The organism is Stenotrophomonas africana (assembly GCF_013004645.1).
Lineage (GTDB): Bacteria > Pseudomonadota > Gammaproteobacteria > Xanthomonadales > Xanthomonadaceae > Stenotrophomonas > Stenotrophomonas africana.
Genome location: NZ_JABEME010000004.1, coordinates 248438 through 267108 on the forward strand (window position 1 = coordinate 248438; position 18671 = coordinate 267108).

An 18671-nucleotide genomic window follows, 5' to 3' on the forward strand; every position below is an offset into this window, starting at 1 on the left:
CCGATGAAAGCATTCTTTCCCCGGGCGCTGCTGCTGGCAGCGTTCACGCTGCCCTTCTGCCAGAACGCTCTGGCCGGCGTGGTGGTCAATGGCACGCGAGTGATCTATCCGGCGCAGGCGCGCGAAGTCACTGTGCAGGTCGACAACGTGGGCGATTCGCCGGCGCTGGTGCAGGCCTGGATCGACAGCGGCGACGCCAACCAGACCGCCGATACCAGCGATGCCCCGTTCGTGCTTACACCGCCGATCGCGCGTGTCGAGCCGGGCCGCAGCCAGGCGCTGCGACTGATCTTCTCCGGCGCGCAGCTGCCGACCGACCGTGAGTCGGTGTTCTGGCTCAACGTGCTGGATGTTCCGCCGTCCCCGGACAACGCCGAAAGCGGCGAACAGAATTACCTGCAGGTCGCGTTCCGTTCGCGCCTGAAGCTTTTCTACCGGCCGCAGGGCCTGAAGGGCGTCGCCAACGACGCGCCGGCAGCGCTGCGCTGGACCCGCACGGGCGATCGCCTGCGGGTGGAAAACCCGAGCCCCTTCCACGTCACTCTGGCCGAAGTACATGCCGTGACCGGCAGCAGTGAAAAGGCCGTCGAGGACAAGGGCGCGATGGTCGCGCCGAAGCAGAGCCTGGAGTTCGCCGCACCGGCGGGCACCGACCAGGTCCGCTTCATCACCATCAACGACTACGGCGGCCGGGTGGAACACACCATCCGCCTCGGCAGCACCGGGGGCTGAACGCGCCGCGCCGGCCCCTGGCCCGCGCATCCCGCCACCGCCGCTGTGCGGCGAATTGAAGGAATGTCAGTGTGATCGGAAACAGATTGACATTGTCGATCCATCAGGCGCTGTGCCTGTTGGTTGCTGGCGTGGCCTGCCCAGGATGGGCGCTGGCTGCTCCGGCCAATCTCGGCGAACAGGCGCTGATGGCGCAGAGCGGTGCGGCCAATGCGCGTGCACCGGAATCGGCCCAGTTCAATTCCAGCTTCCTGTCGGGCCAGGCCAAGCAGGTCGACCTGGCGGCCTTCAGCAACGGCAACCCGATGGTGGCCGGCAACTACCGTGTCGACGTCTACGTCAACGGTGCCTGGCAGGGCCGTCGCGATCTGCAGTTCAAGGCCGATGCACAGGGCCGTGTCGACGCCTGCCTGCCGCTGCCGATGCTGGAAGAAATGGGCGTGGACAGCGAGGCCGTGCTGCTGCAGCAGGATCCGTCCGTGCCCACCGACAAGACCAGCTGCGTGCCGGTGCAGCAGCGCATGGCCAATGCGTATGGCGTCTATGACAGCGGCAACCTGCGCTACGACCTGAGCATCCCGCAGGTGTTCCTGCGCCGTGAGGCACGCGGTTACGTGAACCCGGCGCTGTGGGACCGCGGCATCAATGCCGGCTTCGTCGGCTACAGCTTCAATGCCATCGACAGCGACAGCCGCGTCGAAGGTGGCCAGCGCAACCGCAGCGCATACCTCGGCCTCAATGCCGGCCTGAACCTGGGTGGCTGGCAGTTCCGCCACGATTCCAACCTGACCTGGTCCGAGGGCGACGGCCGCCATTGGCAGAGCATCGCCACCTATGCGCAGCGCGGCATTCCGCAGGTGCGCGGCATGCTCACCATCGGTGAGGCCTACACCACCGGCGAACTGTTCGATTCGATCGGCTACCGGGGTGCCAGCCTGGCCAGCGACGACCGCATGCTGCCCGACTCGCTGCGCGGCTACGCGCCGGTCGTGCGCGGTATTGCCGAAACCAACGCGCGCGTTGAAGTGCGCCAGAACCAGCAGCTGATCTACTCCTCCACCGTGTCGCCGGGCAGCTTCGTCATCGACGACCTGTACCCGACCGGCTACGGCGGCGATCTGGAAGTGAGCGTGATCGAGGCCGATGGCCGCCGCCGCGAATTCAAGGTGCCGTTCGGTTCGGTGCCGCAGATGCTGCGCGAAGGCGTGTCGCGTTACTCGCTGACCGCCGGCCAGGTGCGCAACAAGCTGCTGGCCGATGAGCCATGGCTGGTGCAGGGCACCTACCAGCGCGGCATCGGCAACCAGCTGACTCTGTACGGCGGCAGTGCACTGAGCGATGGCTACCTGTCGCTGCTGTACGGCGTCGGCCTGTCCACGCCGGTTGGCGCGTTCGCCGCCGACGTCACCCACGCCCGTACCACGTTCGACCACTACGGCAACCACACCGGTGCCAGTGTGCGCTTGAGCTACAGCAACATGATCGGCGAGACCGGGACCAACCTGACCCTGGCCGCCTACCGCTATTCGACCGAAGGCTTCTACAGCCTGCAGGACGCGCTGTATGGCCGGGATTCGGACAAGCGCGGCATCGACCCGACTACCCGCGGTCGCCAGCGCAGCCAGTTCCAGGTAACGCTGAACCAGCCGCTCGGCCGTCGCGGCGGCGCGCTGTACGTGACCGGCTCGGTGCGTGACTTCTACGACCGTTCCGGCACCTCCAAGCAGTACCAGGTGGGCTACAACAATGCCTGGCGCTCGGTGAACTACGGCTTCTCTGCACTGCGCACCGAAGAGGGCGTGCTGGGCCGCTCCGACACCCAGTACCTGCTGTCGATGAGCGTGCCGCTGGGCCGTGGTTCCCACCCTGTGTCGTTCAGCGCCGACCTCGGCGTGCGCGAGCGCGGTGGCTACGACAACAGCCGCGTCGGCATCACCGGCTCGGCCGGCGTCGACAACAACTTCAGCTACGGCGTGGCCCTGTCCGATTCCCGCGAAGGTGGCACCACTGCGGTCGGCAATGCCGAGTACCGCAGCCGCTACTCCGCGTTGAACGCCACCTACAGCCACTCGCGTGATTTCCGCCAGGCCTCGGTGGGTGCCAACGGCAGCGTGGTCGTGCATCCGGGCGGCTTCACCTTCACCCCGCAGCGTGGCGACACCATGGTGCTGGTTGAAGCGCCGGACGCACGCGATGCGATCGTCAGCAACGCCCCGGGCCTGCGCGTCGATGGCCGCGGTTACGCGGTGGTCCCGTACGTGTCGCCGTACCGCCTCAACACCGTCACCCTCGACCCGCAGGGCATGGCCCACGACGTCGAGCTGGAAAGCACCAGTCAGTCGATCGCGCCGTTTGCCGGTGCGATCAGCTACCTGCGCTTCGATACCCGCAAGGGCAACGCGCTGCTGATCCAGGTGCGCAACCCCGACGGCCGCACCATGCCGTTCGGTGCGCAGGTCAAGGACGAGCAGGGCCAGCCGGTGGGCATGGTCAGCCAGGGTGGCCGCCTGTACGTGCGCAGTGAAAAGAACCAGGGCAGCCTGCTGGTGGAGTGGGGCGCCGGCGCCGATCAGCGCTGCACCGTCGATTACCAGGTTCCGGCGGGCGCCGATGCGTCCAAGACCGGCTTCATCCCGCTGGAGGCAGCATGCCGATGATTTCTTCCCGTGGCCGCAAGGCGCTGAGTGCCCTTGCATTGCTGGGCGGCGTGCTGCTGGCTCAGCAGGCCAGCGCCGCGTGCCGTATCCAGATCAATGGTTTCGTTGCGCAGGACGTGCAGATGGACATGGGTCAGATCGTGATCCTGCCCAGCACACCGGTAGGCGGCGTGATCAAGGAAATCAGCGTGCCGATCAACCAGCAGAACAGCGTTGCCCGCTGTGACTACTGGTACGGCGGCTACTCCACCGGTGAGTATGTCAACGCACCGCAGAAGCGACCGGTGGCCGGGTTTGCCAACGTTTACGAGACTGGCGTCGCGGGTGTGGGCATCCGCCTGTTCCGCGACTCCGGCGCGATCCAGACCTACTACCCGCACTCCATCAATTTCGCTGCCAACGCCACCATCTCGCTGATCGGTGGCCAGTTCCGCATCCAGCTGATCAAGACCGCCGCGCAGACCGGCTCGGGCGTGATCGCACCGAACGGTCGATTCACCACCTATTACTTCGATGGTGACGGTCCCAGCCGTCCGGTGCTGACCTCGACGTTCAGGGGCTCGGGCACCACCGTGGTCAGCCCGACCTGTGAAGTGCAGGCCGGCAGCCGCAACATCGCCGTCGATTTCGGCAGCGTGCCCAACACCACCTTCACCGGTGTCGGTTCCAAGGCCGTCGACCGCGACTTCGAGATCCGCCTGAACTGCCAGGGCAGCAATGTTGCCGCCTACCAGAGCAAGATCGGCATCCGCCTCGACGCCGACCAGGACAGCTCGAACATGCCGGGCGTGCTGAAGCTCAGCGCGGCCACCAACAGCGCCACCCGCATCGGCATCCAGATGGTCCAGCGGGATGGCAGCACCGAGCGAGAAGTGCGCTTCGGCCAGACCGTCAATGTCGGTACCACCACCCCCGGCACCAGCACGATGACCTTGCCGCTGCGCGCCCGTTACGTGCAGACCCAGGCCGGCACGGTGGGTGCCGGCACTGCCAACGGGCAGGCGACGTTCACGATCCAGTACGAGTAGTACGCGCTTTCCATTGCTGAGTTTCGAGCCTCACGTCGCCCGTTCCGCGGGCGGCGTTGACTGCGTCTTGATCCCGCAAACGTGAAGATCAGGGCTATCATGGCCGTACAGAAACATGAATGTGATGTACGTCATGAAAGTGACCTCCTTTTCACCGCAGCGCCTCCACTGCTGGGCTTTCCGCCCGGTTGAGGGGCAATGAAAGGATCCGGCGTGCCTGCGACCCACCTTGCCATTGCCGGATTGCCCGCCGAGTTCGTCGAGATGCGCAGCGGAGGCCTGTACTGGGTGGTGGCTGCCGGCAGCGCGTCGACGGACCTGCTCGGCGCCGGAGTGCTGGCCACGGCCGAGGCAATGGACGAGGCCGTGCTGGTCACGCTGGGGCGGGGAGCCGAATCGATGCTGGCGCTGCTGCCTGCCGACCAAGGGCCCGCCCGCCTGCGGCTGTTCCAGCGCTCGCACCACGGCATGCAGCAGGCGTTGCACGGGCTGACCGGCGATCTGCCGCGCACCGCCTCGGCGCGCACCCGGCTCAGCCTGGTGCAGTTCCCGGTGGCGGCGCTGGACGGCTGGGATGATGCCCGGCTGGCGCGCTGGTGCCAGCACCTGCAGGAATGGGCCGGACAGGCGCAGCAGGTGCTGCTGTTGCTGTGCCACGGCGAAGTGGCGACCCTGGCCCCGCGCCTGTTGTCACTGAGCCGGAGCTGCGCCGGTGTGGCCCAGCTGCATCCGCATCGTGGCGCTCTGCAGCTGCTGCTGCATTACTGGTCCAACAGCCATGGCGTGGTGGCCCAGCGATCGTTCGGCGTCGAGCAGGAAAACCGCGGGCTGCGCCATTTGGCCGAGGCCGATGCCGCCGAGACTGGGATCGATGCGACCAGTGGCAGTGACCGCGATGTCTTCCTGGCCCAGGCCGAAGTGCTGGAAGGTGCGCCGCCGTTGTCGGCGGCCTGGCGCCTGTATGACGGCTGGGCCGGATTGCTGCCGGCCGCGCTGCAGGCGCGGGAGGCCACTGTGGTGCTGGCCATCGACGAGAATGCCAAGGTGGATGCACTGGCCCGCCTGCTGCACCGCCTGCGCCGCGAACGTGGCAATGCGCTGAAGCTGGTGGTGCGCGAGCTGCAGCCCTGCCTGCGCTACGCCGATGAGCGGCTGCTGATGCAGTGCGGTTGCAGCCTGGTGGTGCCGTCAGCTACGCCTTTGCCGCGACTGCTGACCCTGCTGGAAACAGTGCAGCGGCAGCGTTGGCAGGGCCAGCTGGCGGAAGAACCAGAGCCGCTGATCCGTTCGCATCGACCGCCATCGGTGAGTGGCCTGGTCAACGCCGCACGCTTCCGCCAGATCGCAGGTGATCGCATCGACCAGGACGGTAGCGCGGTGGAAAGCGCCGTGCTGGCGCTGCAGCCGGTGGCCGGCCTGCGTGCCGAGCAGACCCTGCAGCAGCTGCGCATCCGCCGCCAGGGCGATCTGGCCTGTGTCTACCGCGGGCAGGTACGCCTGTTCCTGTTTGGTTGCCGGCGTGATGCGGTCGAGCAGGCCCTGGGCAATCTGTTCCGCCTGCCCTGGCGCGAGCTTTTCGATGGCTACCAGCGCCTGGCCGAGTACGACATTGCAGCGATGAACGCCCGCAGCAGCGATCCGGAGGCCGAAGTACTGCCTGAAGCCCCCGCGGTCCTGCCGGCAGTGGCCCCGGCGCCGGAGGCACCTGTTTTCACCGCCCCGAAGCCGCTGCGACTGGGAGATCACGCATGACCACCGACCAGCAACTCTGGACCCTGATCGTCGCTTGCGCGCTGGTGATGATTCCCTTCGGTGCCATGCTTGGCACGCTGTGGCGTGGGCTGCGCCGCCGTGTCGCGCGCTGGCTTCCACCCCGCCACCTGCGCCGCGCCGGCGTGCGCCAGCGTGCGCCGCGGAGGGCTGCATGAGTCCGCAGATGGTACCGGCATCCCCCTTCGCCTGGGCCGACCTGCGAGGCTGGAACCTGTATTTCCTGTCCAAGGTGGTACTGGCCTGGATGGGCGCGCTGGATCTGAAGATCCTGCCCAACCTGCTGTTCCTTGGCGCGCTGCTGATCCCACTGCGCTGGCGCTGGGTACGCATCGCGCGCACCGTCGTCGCGGTACCAGTGGGCGTGGCTCTGTACTATCAGGACACCTGGTGGCCGCCGTTCCGGCGCCTGTTGGTGCAACCTGGCGTGCTGGACTTCTCGGCGGACTACTGGCTCGAGCTGGCCCAGCGCTTCATCAACTGGCAGATGGTGGCGGTGCTGGCGATGCTGGTGCTGGCCTACGTACTGCTCAAGCCGTGGCTGCGCATCACCACGCTGAGCGTGCTGGGCATGCTTGGCCTGGCTGTGATGGCGATACCGATGCCGGCGGGCTGGAACTGGGGGCAGGGTACCGCCACCGCGGCCACCGCCAGCGCCGGAGGCACCTCAGGTGGCGGCCTGCCGCCGGCCAACAACGAGACGCTCAATGCATGGCTGGCCAGCTTCTACCAGCAGCAGGCCAGCCTCAAGACCAGCTTCCCCGCACCGGGCAGTGGCGCGCCGTTCGACGTCATCATCCTCAACATCTGCTCGCTGGCATGGAGCGATCTGGATGAAGTGGGGCTGCGCCAGAACAACCTGCTCGACCACATGGACGTGGTGTTCGACGACTTCAACTCGGCAACCGCCTACAGCGGCCCGGCGGCGATCCGCCTGCTGCGCGCCAGCTGTGGCCAGACCTCGCATACCGGCCTGTTCGATCCGGTGCCGGCCGAGTGCCAGCTGTTCTCGAACCTGCAGCGTCTGGGTTTCCAGAGCGAGCTGGCGATGAACCACGACGGTCACTTCGACGACTTCATCGGTGAACTGCACCAGTATGGCGGGCTGCAGGCGCAGCCGATGGATATCAGCGCATTTCCGACTGCGCTGGTGGCCTTCGACAAGTCGCCGTTGCGCCGCGATGGCGATGTGCTGATGGCGTGGTGGAAACAGCGGCTGGCCGAGTCCAGCCAGCAGGTGGCGCTGTTCTACAACACGATCTCGCTGCACGATGGCAACCGCATCGTCGGCGCCGATGGCCGTTCGAATGCCGCCGACTACAAGGCACGTGCGGAAATGGTGCTGGGCGACATGGCCGGTTTCGTCGAAGCCGTGGAAAGGAGCGGGCGCCGCGCGATGATCGTGGTGGTGCCTGAGCACGGCGCGGCCCTGCATGGCGACCGCATGCAGATTCCGGGCATGCGTGAGATTCCCAGTCCATCGATCACCCACGTGCCGGTGGGCGTGAAGCTGATCGGCATGGGCGCGCCGGCGGCCGGCGGCCCACGTCATGTGCCCGAACCGAGCAGCTACCTGGCGGTGTCCGAGCTGGTGTCGCGCGTGTACGCGCTCAATGCCCAGTCGCCGCAGAGCGAGCGCAACTGGAACAGCCTGCTGAAGGGTCTGCCGCAGACACCGTCGGTATCGGAGAACGAAGGCGCAAAGGTCATCGAGTACGCTGGCAAGCCCTGGCTGCAGCTGCAGGGCAGCCAGACCTGGAGCCCCTACCCGGAGGAGGCGCGCTGATGCCTGCCGACATTCTTGCCGTGCCGGTCACGCTGTCCGTGGAAGAGGACGACATCGACCTGCTGCGCCGCAGCCTGGACATGCCGGGGCTGCCCTACGTGGACTTCTCGGCCCAGCATGAGCGTGCCCAGGCGCTGGCGCGTTGGCCATTGCTGGCTGAACTGGAGCCGTGCAGATGAGCACCTTGCTGTCGCTGCAGGGCATCCATGGCGGAACCGGCGTCACCACGGTGCTGGCCGCACTCGGCCAGGGCCTGCATGCCCAGGGCCAGCGCGTGCTGCTGGTCGAATGCAGTCCGGACCAGATGCTCGGCCTGCACCTGGGCCTGCCGGCCGATGTCGACAACGGCTGGGCGCGTGCGCAGCTGGACGGCACGGATTGGCGCGATGCCGCCTATGCCATCGCAGCGGGGCTGGCGGTGCTGCCCTACGGTCGTGTCGATGCAGGGGCTGCGATGCGCATCGAACAGCAGCTGCAGCAGGCACCGGCCACCTGGGCCGAACGCATTCCGCTGCTGGAGACCCAGTTCGACTGGATCCTGTTCGACCTGCCGCAGCGCCTGCCGGCGCACGCTGCGGCCATCAACCAGCACGCGCGCTGCACGCTGCCGCTGCGCCTGGCCTGTGTCGATCCGGTCAGCCATGTGTTCCTGCAACGACAGCCGGATGACACCCGCCTGCTGCTGGCCAACCGCTATGACCCGGTCATTCCGGTGCAGCGCGATCTGATGCAGCTGTGGCTGCACGCGCACGGGGCGCGGCTGGTGCCGCAGCCGCTGCACGAGGATGCGCGGGTGCCGTCCGCATTGGCCAGCAAGCAGCCACTGGGCCGCTATGCGACCGATTCGCTGGCCGCCGCCGATGTCGACGGGCTGGTGCTGTGGTGCCTGGCCGAAGGCGCGCGGCGCCAGGCCGCGGCGGGAGGACGCTGATGGGCGCCCGCGTCTATTACCTGGACTGGGGACGCCTGCGTGAGCGGGTGCATGCGTCCTGGCCGACGCGGGCAATGCTGTGGCTGCTGCAATGCGTGGGCTGGGCGTTCCTGCGCCTGGAAGGGCCGGCATGGCAGGCGCAGGCGCCGCGCCTGCGCAACGCCTTCCCGCAGATACAGGGCGACCGTCGCTGGCGCCCGGGTGATCCCCTGCGATTGCTGATCCAGGCCATGTGGCTATCGCTGGTGCGGTTGGTGCCGCAGCCCTCGCTGAGGCGGCAACGGTTGGCCCAGGCCCGGCGCGAACGCATTGCCGAACTGCGTGGCGCGGCCGGTCGTGGCCGCCTGCGCTATCTGCGCGCGATGCGCGATGCGCCCAGTGAGTTCTGGAACAGCCGCGTGGCGGCCTGGTTCGGCCGGAAGGTGGGCAGCCTGTCGCCACGTTCGCGGCACCTGCTGACCCTGCTGGTCGGGTTGGCCACGCTGGGGCTGGCGGCGCTGTGCATCACCCAGCCGTTCACCTATCTCGCACAGTTCGTGTTCGTTGCACTGCTGTGGGCCATCGCGCTGCTGGTGAGGCGCATGCAGGGGCGCTATGCGACGCTGGTGCTGGTCGTGCTCTCGATCACCGTGTCCTGCCGTTACCTGTGGTGGCGCTATACCGCCACGCTGAACTGGAACAGCACCTTCGACCTGGTCTGTGGCGTGGTGCTGCTGGCGGCGGAAACCTATTCCTGGCTGGTGCTGATGCTGGGCTACGTGCAGGTGGCGTGGCCGCTGCGCCGCCGCCCGGCGCCGTTGCCGGCCGACATCCGCCAGTGGCCGACGGTGGATGTGCTGATTCCCACCTACAACGAAGACCTGGCGCTGGTGCGGCACACCGTGTACGCAGCGATGGGCCTGGACTGGCCGGCAGACAAGCTGCGCATCCACATCCTCGATGATGGCAAGCGCGAAGAATTCCGCGCATTCGCTGAGCGCGCCGGGGTCAACTACATCACCCGCGCCGACAACCGCCATGCCAAGGCCGGCAATCTCAACCACGCCCTGACCCTGATCGATGGCGAGCTGGTGGCCATCTTCGACAGCGACCACCTGCCGGTGCGTTCGTTCCTGCAGATCACCTGCGGCTGGTTCCTGCGTGACCCGAAACTGGCGCTGGTGCAGACCCCGCACCACTTCTTCTCGGCCGATCCGTTCGAACGCAACCTGCAGGTGTTCCGCAGCGACCCCAACGAAGGCGAACTGTTCTACGGCCTCGTGCAGGACGGCAACGACCTGTGGAACGCGGCGTTCTTCTGCGGTTCCTGCGCAGTACTGCGGCGCGAGGCCATCGATGCCATCGGCGGGTTTGCCACCGAGACCGTCACCGAAGATGCGCACACCGCGCTGCGCCTGCATCGCAAGGGCTGGAACTCGGCCTACCTGCGCATTCCGCAGGCGGCCGGCCTGGCCACCGACAGCCTCGGCGCGCATGTCAACCAGCGCATCCGCTGGGCACGCGGCATGGTGCAGATCTTCCGCATCGACAACCCGCTGCTGGGCAAGGGCCTGAGCCTGTTCCAGCGCTTCTGCTACGCCAACGCGATGCTGCATTTCCTGGCCGGTATTCCGCGCCTGGTGTTCCTCACCGCGCCGCTGGCGTTCCTGCTGCTGCACGTCTACATCATCTATGCGCCGGCGCTGGCCATCCTGCTGTTCGTGGTGCCGCACATGGCCCACGCCAGCCTTACCAACGCACGCATCCAGGGCAAGTACCGGCGGCCGTTCTGGGGCGAGGTGTACGAGACGGTGCTGGCCTGGTACATCGCACGGCCCACCACCGTGGCACTGTTCAGCCCGGGCCGTGGCAAGTTCAACGTCACCGACAAGGGCGGCACCCAGGCCGGCGATCGATTCGACTGGCGCGTGGCGCAGCCCTACCTGGTGCTGGCGCTGCTGAACGTGCTTGGCCTGTGCTTTGCCGTGTGGCGCTTCATGCACGGGCCGCTCGATGAACGCGGCACGGTGGTCGTCAGTTCGCTGTGGGTGCTGTACAACCTGCTGATCATCGGCGGCGCGCTGGCGGTGGCCGCTGAAGTGCAGCAGGTGCGGCGCACGCACCGCGTTACCACCCACCTGCCGATGGCGCTGCGGGTACCCGATGGCCGCCGCCTGCGCGGCGTGCTTCAGGATTACTCCAACGATGGCGTGGGCGTCGAGCTTGGCGAAGACGCACAGCTGGCCGAGGGCCAGCGCGTGCAGGTGCTGCTGGGGCGGGGCCGCCGCGAATTCGCGTTCCCGGCGCGGGTGCAGCGCACGGTCGGCCAGCGACTGGGCCTGCTGTTGCTGTTCGAGGACGAACGCCAGCGCGTGGAGTTCGCCCAGTGCACCTTCGCCCGCGCCGATGCCTGGCTCGACTGGCACGCCGGTTACCAACCCAAGAGCCTGCCGCGCAGCCTGTGGAGCGTGCTGGTCCTGGGCTGGCGCGGCTATCGGCGGATGGGTGATTTCGCACCGTTCGACCTTGACCGCCCGGCACACTGGAACCGTCGCCTGCTGCGATGGCTGGCCAGCTTTGCTCCGCAACGTCCGCTTCCTTCCCACCCGGCTGACCCAGCCGCTGATCCAGGGCTTCGTCCATGACCCTTCCGTCCTCTCTGCGTTGGCTGCTGCTGCCCCTGCTGGCCCTGCCCGTGGCGTCAGGCAACAGCGCGCCTGCTCCGCCGCCGGTCGCTCCTCCCACCGCAGCGCCTGCCGCGCCGCCGGTGCCGAGCGTGCCGGCCGCACCCGCCACCACGCCCGCCGCCGGTACCGAGTCTGCGCTGGCGCAGACCTGGGCGGGCAGCGCCTGGCCCTGGCAGCGGCAGAACACCTTCGCGCAGTTGGGGCGCCGCCAGGACACGCTGCTGTCGGGGGTGCGCAATGCCACCACCTTCGAGTTCCAGGTGCGCCGTGACCGCCTGGTCCGCGATGCGGAACTGGATCTGAGCTTCACGCCTTCACCATCGCTGCTCCCGACCCTGTCGCACCTGCGGGTCTACCTCAACGACGCGATGATGGGCGTGGTGCCGATCAGCAACGACCAGCTGGGCCGCCCGGTGCAGGCCAAGCTGCCGCTGGACGCGCGCCTGATTGCTGATTTCAACCAGGTCCGCCTGGAATTCGTCGGCCACTACACCGACATCTGCGAAGAGCCGACGCACAGCTCGCTGTGGGTCAACCTGTCCAGCAACAGCACGCTGCGCCTGGGTGGCCAGCCGCTGGCGATGCAGGATGACCTGGCCAACTTCCCGCTGCCGTTCTTCGATCCGCGCGATACCGCACGGCTGGAACTGCCGGTGGTGTTCGCCGCCGCACCGAGCCTGGCGCAGCAGCGCGCGGCGGCGGTGATGTCCTCGTACTTCGGCAGCCTGTCCGGCTGGTGGCGCCAGGCGCGCTTCCCGGTCAGCTTCGGCACGCTGCCGGACAAGGGCCACGCGGTGGTGCTGGCGGTCAACGGCAGGTTCCCGCCGGTGATCGCCAACCATGCCCCGGTGAAGGGCCCGATGATCGAACTGATGTCGCTGCCGGAGGATCCGCAGCGCAAGCTGCTGCTGGTGCTGGGCCGCAACGATGACGACCTGCAGAAGGCGGTGGCCGCGATGGCGGCCGGCAACGTGCTGTTCCGCGGCCGCCAGGTCAGCGTCGACGAGATCAAGCCGCTGGTCCCGCGCAAGCCGTACGACGCACCGAACTGGGTACGTACCGACCGCGCCGTCCGCCTGGCCGAACTGCTCGACTACCCGCAGCAGTTGCACGCCAACGGCGTGTCGCCGCAGCCGATCACGGTCAACCTCAATCTGCCGCCGGACCTGTTCATCTGGCGCAACCAGGGCATTCCGCTGAACCTGCGCTACCGCTACACGCCGCCGTTCGGCAGCGATGAGTCGCGGCTGGGCGTGGCGATCAACGACCAGTTCATCTCCAGCTTCCCGCTGGTGCGTCGCAACGGCAAGCAGGGCCTGGAGGAAATCCGCCTGCCGGTGCTGGCCGGCGATGCCGGTGCCGACGACGGGCGTCTGCTGATTCCGGCACTCAAGCTGGGCGACCGCAACCAGCTGCGCTTCGATTTCAACTTCGCCAGCGTGATGGGCAGTGCGCAGCGCGACCACTGCCAGACCGTGCTGCCGCCCAACCTGCAGGCAGCGATCGAAGAAGACTCGACCATCGACTTCTCCGGTTTCCATCACTACATGGGCCTGCCGGACCTGTCTGCGTTCGCACTCAGCGGTTTCCCGTTCACCCGCATGGCCGATCTGTCGGAGACGGTCGTGCTGGTGCCGCCCAGCGCCAGCGAAGCACAGGTCAGCCTGCTGCTGAACCTGATCGGTGGGCTGGGCGTGCAGAGTGGCTACCCGGCCTATGGCCTGCGCCTGTCCGATGACTGGAAGCAGGCCAGCGCACTGGATGCGGACCTGCTGATGCTGGGCGCCTTGCCGGCCGAACTGCGCGGCAGCCAGCAGCTGTCGCTGCTGATCGACGACCAGCGCACGCGCCTGCTCAACGGCCAGTCACCGTCGCCGCAGCAGGCGATGGAACAGGCCCGCCGTGGCAGCCGCGATGGCGACCCGGCGGTGACCGAAGTAGCAGTGAGCGCGCAGGCACCGTTTGCCGCGATCATTGGCATGCAGTCGCCGAAGCATGCGCAGCGCAGCATCGTTTCGCTGGCCGCCAGCAATGCCGCCGACTACGGCCTGCTCGACGATGCACTCAGCGATACCGGCAAGCGCGAAGCCATTGCCGGTTCGGTGGCGATCCTGCGTACCTCGGGCGTCCACAGCCAGTTCGTCGGCGATCATTACTACGTTGGCGCGCTGCCGTGGTGGCTGCTGCTGTGGTACCACCTGGCCGACCACCCGGCACTGCTGGCGGTGCTGGCCACGCTGGTGGTGCTGATGGTCGCTTTCCTGCTGTGGCGCACGCTGCGCTGGGTCGCGGCCAAGCGCCTGGACCCGGGGCACTGATGGCACGTACGCGGCATCCGCTGGTCACCGCGTCCGGCCTGGTCCTGTTGGGACTGGCCGGTGTCGGGCCCTGCGCGGCGCAGGCCCTGCCCGATACACCGGGCGGAACCGTCGCCGAGCAGCGCCAGTGGCTGCTGCAGCAGGTGCGCATCGGCGAGGCTACCGGTCGCCAGAGCCTGATCGAAGACGCGCTGGCGCGGCTGCGCATGCTGGCACCGGATGATCGCGGCACGCTGGTGGCGATCCTGGAAGTGCAGTTGTCGCAGCAGAAGCTGCAGGATGCCGAGGCGACCCTGAAGCGCCTGCGCGAGATCGGCGCGGGTACCCGTGAACTGGCCGCCGGCGAACGCCTCTGGCAGGCCTACCGTGGTGACCTGCAGCAGGACCTGCAGCAGGCGCGTCTGTTCGCTGCCGGTGGTCGCAGCGCCGAAGCGCTGGCGATCTACCGGCGCCTGTTCAACGATGACCCGCCCGGCCTGCAGCTGGGCCTGGAGTACTGGCGCCTGCGCGGCGCCCAGGCGGATGGGCGTGCACAGGCGATCCGTGCGCTGAGTGAACTGGACCGCAGTTATCCGGGCAATGTGCCGTTGCTGCAGGCGCTGTCGCAGATGCTGTTCGCGGCCGGCCGCGATGCCGAGGCGCTGGCCGCGCTGCAGCGCATGGGGCGTAATCCGGAAGCCCGCGGCATGGCGGCGGACGCCGAGTGGGCCTACCTGAAGGACCAGCCGGCCGACGACCGCAGCGTGCGCCGGCTGCAGGACTTCATCACCCGCAACCCGACGTTTGCCGAAATCGCGTTGGTACGCGAGCGCTACACCGACCAGCACAAGCGGGTCAGCGACCCGGCGTGGCGCGCCGGCCTGCGTGGCCAGCAGTTGCTCGATGCCGGCCGCAATGAAGAGGCCGAGCGCGCCTTCCTGCAGGCCCTGCGCGGTTATCCGCGCGAGCCCGACCTGCTGGGGGGGCTGGGCATGGCGCTGATGCGCCAGGGCCGCCGCGAGCAGGCCATCAACTATTTCCAGCGTGCGGTGCAGGCCACCCCGGCCGGTGACAGCAACGACAAGTGGCGTGACCTGATCGCAAGCACCCGCTACTGGCTGCAGCTGGACCAGGCCGACGCGGCGCTGGCCGCCGGCCGGCTGGACGAGGCCGAGCGACTGTACGCGGAGGCGCGCCGCCAGCAGCCCCGCGACGTCACTGCTGCACTGGGCCTGGTCGACGTGGCCGTGGCCCGCGGCGATGACGCCGCAGCCGAACGCCAGTTGCAGCTTGCCCGGCGTTCGGCGCCCAACGATGCCAACGTGATCCGCAAGCTGGTGCAGCTGTACGGCCGAACCGATCCGCAGCGGTTGGAAGCCTTCATCAACGCATTGCCCGCTGCCCAGCGCAGGCTGTATGCCGAAGATCTGCGCCAGCTGCAGATCAGTCGACTGCGTGAGCGCCGCGAGCAGGCGTTGGCGGCCGGCGATGCAACCACTGCGATCACGTTGGGACAGCAGCTGCGCGGGGAGCTGCCGGGCGATGCATGGCTGGCCTACGCGCTGGGCAACGAGCTGCGCACCGCCGGCCGGCAGGACGAAGCCGACGCGGTGGTGGCCGACATGGCCACGCACAACGACAGTGCCGAAGCGCGCTACGCGCAGGCGCTCTTTCTGTCGGGATCCGATCGGCTGCCGCAGGCACTGGCGGTGCTCGATGCGCTGCCGCACGCGCAGTGGGACGATGACATCCGCGCGCTGTCGGCGCGCCTGCAGCGGCAGCAGCTGGTCGATCATCTGTGGGAGCTGCGTGCGCAGGGCAGGGAGGCCGAAGCCATCGCGCTGCTGCAGCAGCAACCGCCCAGCACCGACAACGACCTGCTGATGGCCGAATGGGCGCGCCTGCGCGGCGACCACGCGCAGGCGCTGCACTACTACCAGCGCGTGCTTGCTGCACAGCCGGGGAATGTGGATGCGCAGCTGGGCCAGGTGCAGGCCTGGATCGGTACCGGCGATCTGGCCAGCGCACGCCGCCAGATGCACGACGCACCGCCGGCAGTGGACGATGCCGAAATCGGCCAGCAGCGCCAGCTCGCCACGATCTGGACCGACCTGCGCGAGGACAGGAAGGCCTTGGCGATCCTGCGCGCGCTGCTGGCGCGCAAGACCGGGCCCGATGCACAGTCCTGGCGTGACGCGGCACGACTGGTGCGCCGCGATGATCCACAGCAGGCGCTGGACATGTACGCGCAGGCGATGGCCGACAACGGCCTGTTGGCTTCCAGCCAGGCCACGCCGCGCGACAACCGCGCGCTGACCCTGGCGAGCCGCGAGACGGCCGGCGATGACTGGTTGCGGCGCAGCCTGCGCAGCGACGTAGAGACCCTGTACCAGCAGGAGAATCCCACCCTGACGGTGATGCAGGACACCGGCCGCCGTAGCGACGGAACCCCGGGTATTTCGCGGCTGTCGCGCGATACCCGCATCGCGCATCTCGACGCGCCGTTCGCCGGTGGCCTGGGCTGGGCGCGAATCGAGCAGGTGAGCTTCGATGCCGGCCGCTTCCAGACCGACGGGAACGGCGCCTACGACGAGGATTTCGGTAGCTGCGACCTGGATCTGCTGCAGGCCGACAACAGCCGCCTGCGCGCACCGGGCTGCACCCGTTTCGTGCACCAGCGGCGCACCTCCGGTGCCGGCTTCGCCGTCGGCTGGCGCACCCTGGATGACCGCTGGAACTTCGATATCGGCCACACCCCGTCCAACTACGTGGTCGGCAACTGGCTCGGCGGTGTAACCCTCAATGGTGACCTCGGGCGCTTCGGTTGGGGGGCCACGGTGTCGCGGCGGCCGATGACCAATTCGCTGCTGTCCCAGGCCGGTGCGGTCGATCCGCGCAGTGGCGTCAGCTGGGGTGGCGTCACCGCCAACGGCGTGACCTTCAGCCTCGGCTACGACCAGGGTGGCCGCGATGGCGTGTGGTCGAACTGGAGCTGGCATCGGCTGACTGGCCACAATGTGGTCGACAACACCCGCGCACGCGCGATGGTGGGCTGGTACCACAAGTTGATCCAGCGCCCCGACATGCGGCTGGATGTGGGTACCACCGCGATGTACTGGCGCTACCAGAAGGACCTGGGCGGCTACTCGCTGGGCCAGGGCGGCTACTACAGCCCGCAGCGCTATGCATCGCTGAGCCTGCCGGTCAGCTTTGCCTGGCGCAACGACGTGTGGTCGGTGCGCCTGGATGGCTCGGTCAGTGTGTCCAGTGCGCGTACCTCGTCGATCAGCCGTTTCCCCGACCAGGCCTTGATCGAACGCGTGATTGCACAGCTTGAGCCGCAGTACGGCCCGCTGCGGCTGGACGAGGCCGGCCTGTACACCGGTGAGAGCAGCAGCACGGGTACCGGGTACCGCCTGTACGGCGCGGTGGAACGCCGCCTCGGCGACCACTTCGTGCTGGGCGCTGCCGGCACCCTTCAGCGCAGCCGCGATTTCTCGCCGAATTCGTTCCAGCTCTACCTGCGCTACACCTTCAAGCCCTGGCAGGGGAACCTGCCGCTGCCCGTATCACCATTGGTGCCCTATGGCGAATTCCGCTGATCTGCGCCGCCGTCGCCTGTTGCAGGCGATCACCGTGCTGCCGGTGCTGGGCTGGTCGCGCGTGCAGGCGGAGCCGGCGCCGCGCTGGCCGGCATGGAAGGTGCTGGTCGACAGCAGCCTGAGCCGCGACGGGCGCATGATCGACCGCAGCCAGCAGGACCAGCGCAGCACCTCGGAAGGGCAGTCGTACGCATTGTTCTTCGCGCTGGTGGACAACGACCAGGCGCTGTTCGACCGCATCCTCGGCTGGACCCAGGACAACCTCGCCGAAGGCGACATGGGCAAGCGCCTGCCCGCCTGGCTGTGGGGACGCGACGACGCCGGGGCGTGGCGGGTACTGGATGACAATCCAGCTTCGGACTCCGATCTGTGGCTGGCCTACGCGCTGCTGGAAGGCGCGCGGCTGTGGCGCCGTCCCGCGCTGAAGGCCATCGCCGAGGGCATGCTGGCGCAGGTACGGGCGCGCGAGATCGTGGACCTGCCCGGGCTCGGCCCGATGCTGTTGCCGGGCCCACAGGGGTTCATCGAAGGGGACGCCACGCGGGTCAACCCCAGCTATCTGCCCCTGCCGCTGCTGCGCCGCTTTGCGGCGGAGGATCGCGGCGGGCCGTGGCAGGCGCTGGCGCGCAACAGCGTGCAGCTGTTGCAGCAGAGCAGCCCGCACGGGTTCGCACCGGACTGGGCGGCGTGGAAAGGCGATCGCTTCGTCGTCGATCCGGCGCGCGGTGCGGTCGGCAGCTACGATGCGATCCGCTGCTACACCTGGGCAGGCATGACCTCGCCGCGCGATCCGTTGTTCCGCACGCAGCTGGCGGCCCTGTCCGGGCCGCTGCAGCGCCTGCGCAGTGGTGCGCCGATGTGGGAAAAGATCGACACCCGCAGTGGCCAGGGGCAGGGCGAAGGCAACTACGGATTCCGTGCGGCCCTGCTACCGTATCTGATCGCGCAGGGCGACGCGGAGCACGCGCAGTCGCTACGGGCCAGCCTGCCCAGCGCCGAACAGCAGCGTGCTGATGCACCGGCCTATTACTCGCAGATGCTGGCCCTGTTCGGCTTGGGCTGGGCTGAAGGACGCTGGCGTTTCGCCGCCGACGGCCGCCTGCAGCCCAAGCGCTGAGCGTGCTATCCGCCGGGCATGGCTCGGCGCTGCCGGTGGAGTTACCGACAGGGTCGGAGCCCATTGCACGGCAATGGGCTCCGAC

Annotated in this window: 12 protein-coding genes; all 12 read left to right on the forward strand. The window is 68.2% G+C overall.

Going from position 1 to position 18671, the window contains the following annotated elements; genetic code table 11:
• Positions 1–3 precede the first annotated feature (3 nt).
• The 12 genes from HLA98_RS09730 to bcsZ all read left to right on the forward strand — a co-directional run bounded on the left by HLA98_RS09730 (position 4) and on the right by bcsZ (position 18586).
• Positions 4–732, forward strand: a complete 729-nt coding sequence (locus HLA98_RS09730) for a fimbrial biogenesis chaperone (RefSeq protein ID WP_049444978.1) — start codon at positions 4–6, stop codon at positions 730–732.
• A 92-nt stretch (positions 733–824) separates the two neighbouring features.
• Complete coding sequence (locus tag HLA98_RS09735; RefSeq protein ID WP_057501360.1) at positions 825–3389, forward strand: fimbria/pilus outer membrane usher protein; 2565 nt, start codon at positions 825–827, stop codon at positions 3387–3389.
• Positions 3380–4417 carry a fimbrial protein gene (locus tag HLA98_RS09740; RefSeq protein ID WP_057501361.1) on the forward strand — a complete coding sequence of 346 codons (1038 nt, stop codon included), beginning with the start codon at positions 3380–3382 and terminating at the stop codon, positions 4415–4417. The genes HLA98_RS09735 and HLA98_RS09740 overlap by 10 nt, the downstream gene beginning before the upstream one ends.
• Positions 4418–4630: 213 nt before the next feature.
• Positions 4631–6169, forward strand: coding sequence for a BcsE family c-di-GMP-binding protein (locus HLA98_RS09745; RefSeq protein ID WP_057501362.1), 1539 nt, complete (start codon positions 4631–4633; stop codon positions 6167–6169).
• Positions 6166–6345: a cellulose biosynthesis protein BcsF gene (gene bcsF, locus HLA98_RS09750; protein ID WP_033836073.1), complete on the forward strand. Its 180-nt coding sequence runs from the start codon at positions 6166–6168 to the stop codon at positions 6343–6345. The genes HLA98_RS09745 and bcsF overlap by 4 nt, the downstream gene beginning before the upstream one ends.
• Positions 6342–7973, forward strand: coding sequence for a cellulose biosynthesis protein BcsG (gene bcsG / locus HLA98_RS09755; protein ID WP_057501363.1), 1632 nt, complete (start codon positions 6342–6344; stop codon positions 7971–7973). Before bcsF ends, bcsG begins: the two co-directional genes overlap by 4 nt.
• The gene (bcsR, locus tag HLA98_RS09760) at positions 7973–8152 is read left to right on the forward strand and encodes a cellulose biosynthesis protein BcsR (protein WP_057501364.1); all 180 of its coding nucleotides are present in this window, start codon (positions 7973–7975) and stop codon (positions 8150–8152) included. The genes bcsG and bcsR overlap by 1 nt, the downstream gene beginning before the upstream one ends.
• Positions 8149–8904 (forward strand): cellulose biosynthesis protein BcsQ, encoded by a 756-nt coding sequence (gene bcsQ, locus HLA98_RS09765; RefSeq protein ID WP_049444990.1) that lies wholly within the window; start codon positions 8149–8151, stop codon positions 8902–8904. Before bcsR ends, bcsQ begins: the two co-directional genes overlap by 4 nt.
• Complete coding sequence (gene bcsA / locus HLA98_RS09770; protein ID WP_049444992.1) at positions 8904–11528, forward strand: UDP-forming cellulose synthase catalytic subunit; 2625 nt, start codon at positions 8904–8906, stop codon at positions 11526–11528. The genes bcsQ and bcsA overlap by 1 nt, the downstream gene beginning before the upstream one ends.
• Positions 11525–13888, forward strand: a complete 2364-nt coding sequence (gene bcsB / locus HLA98_RS09775) for a cellulose biosynthesis cyclic di-GMP-binding regulatory protein BcsB (protein ID WP_212757515.1) — start codon at positions 11525–11527, stop codon at positions 13886–13888. The genes bcsA and bcsB overlap by 4 nt, the downstream gene beginning before the upstream one ends.
• Positions 13888–17469, forward strand: a complete 3582-nt coding sequence (gene bcsC / locus HLA98_RS09780) for a cellulose synthase complex outer membrane protein BcsC (protein ID WP_057501365.1) — start codon at positions 13888–13890, stop codon at positions 17467–17469. Before bcsB ends, bcsC begins: the two co-directional genes overlap by 1 nt.
• Positions 17453–18586, forward strand: a complete 1134-nt coding sequence (gene bcsZ, locus HLA98_RS09785; protein WP_057501366.1) for a cellulose synthase complex periplasmic endoglucanase BcsZ — start codon at positions 17453–17455, stop codon at positions 18584–18586. The genes bcsC and bcsZ overlap by 17 nt, the downstream gene beginning before the upstream one ends.
• Positions 18587–18671 lie beyond the last annotated feature (85 nt).